Source organism: Arthrobacter sp. SPT-J7, assembly GCF_059089965.1.
The window spans coordinates 1-4,768 of the sequence record NZ_JBNHFF010000239.1 but is presented as its reverse complement, the minus strand read 5'-3'; the positions used below and the strand labels follow the sequence as shown (position 1 = coordinate 4,768).

Below are 4,768 nucleotides of genomic sequence, written 5' to 3'. Positions count from 1 at the left end.
CTCCTGGCAGGGGTGTTGGTGTTGGTGCTGTCCATTCCGCTGGTGACGATCCCCGCCGCATATGCGGCGGGGATCGCCCATCTGGAACGGCACCTTTCCGGCCGGGACGATTCCGTCAGAGGCCTGTGGGGCACGTTCAAGGCTGCCCTGCCAGGCAGCTGGAAGATTGGTATCACGACGGCGGCAGCCGCCGTCGTGATTGTCCTTAACCTTTTGCTCGCTTGGGTGGGGCAGCTGCCGGGCCGGGAAGTGGTGCTGCCGGCAACCCTGATCCTGGCTGCTGCGGCAGCCATCGTGGTCCTGCGCACTGCCGCCGCGTGGTCCGACTTCACCGGCTCCCGCGCCGACGCCCCCAGCGCCTGGCGATCCGCCCTCGAGACCGGCCAGGCCTTGTCCCTGAAGGACTGGACTGGGTCCCTCCTGCTGGCGGCCGCGCTCTTCGGGGCAGTGGTGTTCGTCTGGATGCTGGCGGCTTTGTTCGTGGTGGTTCCCGGTACCCTGATCCTCGCCGCCGCAGCAGTCAAACTGCGCTCCACCCGCTCCTGACATCAGGCGCCTCAGTACTGAGTTCCACCAGCGGCGGGCAACTCCCGCACGCTAATCCTGGTTCTGCCCGCCACTATTGTGAGTTGAGTCCGACGTGTCTTCCGACCGCCAGCGTTCCGAACAGTCCCTCCGCTCGGCGGAGAGCCAACCTCCTTGGTACCAGCCCCTCAAGCTTCGCAACTACCGGATCTTCCTGGCCCTCGTGTTTACCGGCAGTGTGGGGGTGTGGATGCAGCGGCTGGCCCAGGACTGGCTGGTGCTGCAGCTGACCGGCAGCCCGGCCGCCGTGGGTGTGGCGGTGGCACTGCAGTTCCTGCCGATGCTGATCGTGGGACCCCTCAGCGGCTTGCTCGTGGATATGTTTCCCAAACGCCGGATCATGATGGTTTGCCAGGCCGTCATTGCCCTCCTTGCCCTGGCCCTCGCCGTGTGGGTCGCGACTGGAACCGTCACCGTCTGGGCCGTTTACGCCAGTTGTGTGGCGCTTGGCGTGACGTCAGCCATCAACCAGCCTGCCAGCCAGGTGTTCGTCAACGAAGTAGTGGGCGACGCCGCCCTCAGGCCAGCGATCGGCATCAACAATGCCATCGGCCAGCTGGGTGCCATGGCAGGACCTGCGCTGGCTGGAATCGTCATTGCACACGTCGGATCGGCCGCAGCGTTTGCGGCGAACTCAGTGCTGTGCCTGCTGGTGCTTTGCCTGATCGCCGCTATCCGGCCGGCTGAGCTGCACCCGAGTATCCCGGCGGAGCGGGGAAAGGGCCAGCTCCTGGCGGGGTTCCGCTATGTCCGGGAACGGCCGTCGCTGCTGCTGATCATTGCCTTGGCCGGACTCCTGGGGATGTTCGGCATGAACGGGCCCGTGGTGCTGGCCGCCTTTGCCGAACGGGTGTGGCACAACGGTGTTGAAGGGTTCGGCCTGTTCAACACCGTCAGTGCCATCGGAGCCCTGGCCGGCGCCCTGTTGGCGGCCCGCCTGCGGAGCCTGGGCCGGAAGGGAATCGTGCTGGCGGCAGGCCTCTTCGGGCTCTCCCAGCTGGTGGCGGCCCTGATGCCCAACCTCATCCTTTTTATTGTCATGCTGGTGGTGGTGGGCCTGATGACGCTGCTGTTCCTGACCAGTGCCGCTACCGCCGTGCAGCTGGAGGCCGGCCCGGAGATCCGCGGCAGGGTGATGGCTTTGTACCTGCCGCTGCTGCTGGGCGGACACGCCCTGGGCGGCCTGCTGGCCGGCTGGCTGACCGAGCAGTTCGGCGTACGGATCGGATTAGTCACCACCGGTGCCCTGGGCATGCTGTCCGCAGCAGTGATCGGTGTGCTGCTCTGGCTGAACGCCCGCACCCTGCGGCGTACCTGACTCCTTAGGTCGCTCCCGCCGGCGTGAACGTCCAGGTTCCGGGGTGGATTCGGAAGACCATTGTTTCCCGACTCCCGGCCGGCCCGCCGCCGGGGCTTGTGCTGCCATCCGTGGCGCTGGCATGCGCGGAAGTTTCGACGGCGGCATCCGCCGTAGGTCCCTTGATCCCGTAGGTGCCGGCGGGCAGCCGGACAACCGCGGCAACACCGGCCGGGACCGTGCATTCCAGATGAACCAGGCCGCTGTCGCGGCGCCAGTTGACTGCCACGTCGCCGTTGCCTGCCGGAACGGTGCCGCGAGCATACTCCAACCGGCACAGAGGTGGTTCGATCAGGAGTTCACGGCCGCCGGCGGTGGCGTACCGGACGCCGAGCAAGTGCTCGAGGATCTCCTTGGCCACCGAGGCAGACCACGCGTGGGACTGGCTGTAATCGCTGCCTTCCGCAAGGTCCCAGGCTTCCCAGGTGAAGGTGGCGCCGCGCACGAGGAGGTTCGCCCAGCCGGGCTGGTCCTTTGTGGTGAGCAGGTCCAGGACAGCATCGGCGAGCCCTTGGGACAGCAGCGCCCGGACCAGCCGGTGCACGGTCAGGGGCCCCTGCTGCATGCCCATGCCGGCAATTCGCAGGGCGTCAGCCCTGGCGTGCTCCGTGCCGGTGATCCCCAGCGACAGCGGGAAGGAGGTGGCGTGCTGGGAGGCGTGGGAGCTGGGTGTCCCGTCGGCGTGGAGGCCGTCCACCATCACACTGTCCACGCGGAAGCGGGTACGGATGGCTCCTGCCAGGGTGCGGGCACGCCGGGCGTACTCGACGGCGGCGTCCTCCTGCCCGGCCAGGGCGCAGAGCCGGGAGGTTGAGATGAGGGCCGAGTAGGCCTGGGTGTTTACGGTGGTCTTGGCGGCGCAGGCCATGTCGTAGCCGAAGCGGCCCGGGGCAGGCCAGTCCACGATGCCGTGGAGGTAGGGGCCGGAGCCGCCACCAAGTCGGGTGACCAGTCCCGCCGTCGGGCCCTCCGCCGGGATATACCGCAAGGCGTACTCCGCCGTGTCACAGAGGAGCGGCAGCAGCTCCCGGACCAAAGCCAGGTCACCGGTGCGGCGGTGGTACTCCTCAACCCACTCCGGGACCATGAGGGAGAAGTCGGGAATGTCCCGTTTGCCGTCGCCGTTCGGGTACACGGCGTTGTAGCGGCCCTTGTCTGCTCCGTCGGTCCAGTAGCGGGCGGCCGACCAACCGAACTCCCGCAGCGCCTGGGCGGTGTAGGCGTGTTCGCCGAAGAGGGACATGGTGGCGTAGGAGATGTTGACGGCGTCGGCCAGGAACTGGCCTTTCTCACGGGTGGGCGTGTCCACGAACTGCTCCTGCACACCGTAGAGCGCCGAGTCCCGCAGCAGCCGGAACACGTCATTCAGCGTCGGATCGGAACTAGTGAAATTCGCCTCGCGGGGGTGCCGGCCGTGGACCAGCACGGCGCCGACCTTAGACAGGTCCGCGGCGTCCACTCCGGGCAGTTCCAGGTAGCGGAAGCCCAGGTGCACCGTGGCCCGGTACTGCTGCGGACCCGCGGTCTGGGTGTAGGGGAAGGCCATGTCGGTGTTCTGGCTGGCGGTTTTGCCCGCGTCCACCCTGCCGTCGGGGCCCAGGAGGTAACCGGCGCGTATCATTACCGTCTGGCCGGGGACGCCGTTGAGGAAGTCCACTTCGGGGCGGCCGGGGATGACCTGGCCAAAGTCCGCCACCAGCGTTCCGTCATCGGCGGTCAGGAACGCTTGCGGCGCCATGAACTCCTCCGCCAGCACCGTCCGCCGCGGATGCAGGGCCGGGAACTCGGGGCAAGGGTGGCTGCCGTAGCTCAGGGCGGGAGGCATCTGTTCGACGGCGGGCAGGGTGGCCGCGGCCAGTCCGTCCAGGTGCTCCACGGGGTCGCCTTCGTCATTGCGGTAACCCGACTGACGGTAGGGCGCCTCGGACGCCAGCCAATCCGGGCCGGACGAAAAAACCTCGTGCCGGCCGTCAGCATAGTCAACACTGAGGCGGACCAGGAGGCCTGGGAGGCCAGCGGCGCGGCCCTGCCCGGGTCCGTACCAGTGCAGCAGTGCTGTCAGCGGCACCTCGACGTCCTGCGGCCCTGCCGCGGTGCCTGCCGTGGTGTCCGAAAGTCCGGTGAGCAGTCCGGTGACGTCCGCGGCGTCGTAATACCCTTCGCCGGGGTAGCCGAAGGACGTGGTGCTGAGGCATTTGGTGCCGCCCAGTGAAAGCTGGGCGTGGTGGTTTGCCGCCATAAAGAGTCGGGCCCTGGACACGGCACCGGTAAGCCTGATGGTGCTGCTGAACAGCGTCCACTCATCCGGCTGGCGGTGTGCTGTGGTGCCGGCCCAGTGCGCGAGGTGGGTGCGGGCAAGGTCGGTGCCGGCGCCGAACTGCTGGTCGAGGAGCAGTTCGCCGGGGTTTCCGCCGGAGGTGTCCGAGACGTGGAGCGATAGAAATTCGGCTTGGCTGCGGGGCCCTTGGTGAAGGGCCAGCCGGCCCTGCCCGCCGGGAGCTGCGGGCTCCTTCCAGGCCAGGAGTTGCACACCGTCCACGGCCACGGTGATGGCCCTGCCGTCGTCCGTGACGTCCAGGTCCCGCCATTCCTTGGTGGACGGGCCTGTCCGGCCAGTGGCGAGGACCTCAGTGGCGGGAGCCGCTGCCACGGGAATCTCCCACCCGGCGGCCCGGCGAAGTACAACGTCGCCGGCCGCACTGAGTTCCAGCAGCAGCCCGGTACCGGGGCCGGAGCTCCGGACGATGACCCCGGCCATGCCCAACATTGGCCGGACGCGTGCCTGCAGCCGGAAAGCACCAAGCGGAGGGCCGGGGCTGGGAAGGA

3 protein-coding genes are annotated in these 4,768 nt (G+C 68.2%); 2 read left to right on the top strand and 1 reads right to left on the bottom strand.

Annotation, left to right across the window (positions count from 1 at the left end; all coding sequences use genetic code 11):
• Both AC5RWX_RS30335 and AC5RWX_RS30330 read left to right on the top strand, forming a co-directional pair.
• The coding region (locus AC5RWX_RS30335; RefSeq protein WP_494099923.1) for a Poxvirus protein I5 at positions 1-546 on the top strand (546 nt) is incomplete at its 5' end.
• Between the two features lie 94 nt (positions 547-640).
• Positions 641-1,903, top strand: coding sequence for an MFS transporter (locus AC5RWX_RS30330; RefSeq protein WP_494099922.1), 1,263 nt, complete (start codon positions 641-643; stop codon positions 1,901-1,903).
• A 4-nt stretch (positions 1,904-1,907) separates the two neighbouring features.
• Here AC5RWX_RS30330 and AC5RWX_RS30325 read toward each other — a convergent pair whose 3' ends face one another.
• Positions 1,908-4,700 carry a family 78 glycoside hydrolase catalytic domain gene (locus AC5RWX_RS30325; RefSeq protein ID WP_494099921.1) on the bottom strand — a complete coding sequence of 931 codons (2,793 nt, stop codon included), beginning with the start codon at positions 4,698-4,700 and terminating at the stop codon, positions 1,908-1,910.
• Positions 4,701-4,768: the final 68 nt, after the last annotated feature.